1 protein-coding gene and 1 pseudogene are annotated in these 799 nt (G+C 68.5%); both read left to right on the top strand.

Annotated elements, in window-relative coordinates; all coding sequences use genetic code 11:
* Positions 1–479: S8 family serine peptidase (locus ACWF62_RS20585; protein WP_452631278.1), on the top strand; the 479-nt coding region annotated here is incomplete at its 5' end.
* Between the two features lie 63 nt (positions 480–542).
* Positions 543–799 (top strand): annotated as a pseudogene (locus tag ACWF62_RS20580) (type VII secretion-associated serine protease mycosin); the annotation flags it as partial.

Raw genomic sequence — 799 nt, 5'->3', positions numbered from 1 at the left:
GCGATGGCATCGATGGTTCCCTCTGCCTGATGGAGGGTGGTGGAACCAGTTCTGCCACTGCTCTCGTCTCCGCCTCTGCCGCGCTGATCTGGTCGCAGCACCCGGACTGGACGAAGAACCAGGTGTTGCGGGTGATGCTCAATACGGCCGAGCGGTCCGATGATCAGCGGCGGGATGACTACACCGGGTACGGCATCGTCCGGCCCGACCGGGTCATCGTCGATGGGGAGGGTGACCCCGGTGATCCCGACAGTCCGCCGATCTTCCGCGACTGGGAAGCGGGCCTTGTGCCGCCCGCCACGCCTGAGCCGACACCCGAAACGACGCCGGACGAGAGTGCCGAACCCGCCCCCGGACCCGAGGCGGAAGCCGCCGCCACGAGTGACGACAGCAGCCCTCTGCCCTGGATCCTCGGCGGCACCGCCGCAGTTCTGCTCGTCGCCGTGACCGGATGGTTGCTGCTCCGGCGACGCGCCTGATCCCCGCTCGGGCCCATTTGTCGCCCCATCGAAAGACGAGAGTAAGGACGACAGGCAGCAGCCATGACCCCCACCCGCCGGGCCCTCGCCACCACCCTTGCCCTCACCGCAGCCCTCGCCACCGCACCCACCACCGCACAAGCGGCCGACACCCCCCAACACCCCTGGTACTTCGACACCCTCCGCGTCGAACAAATCTGGGAACACACCACCGGCGAAGGCATCACCATCGCCGTCATCGACACCGGCGTCGACAGCTCGCTCCCCGAACTGGAGGGGCAGGTCCTCGACGGCACCGACCTCACGCGAGGCCAGGAGGG

The sequence above is a fragment of the Rhodococcus sp. NPDC054953 genome (genome assembly GCF_053609225.1).
This window is presented reverse-complemented; position numbering and strand designations above follow the sequence as displayed.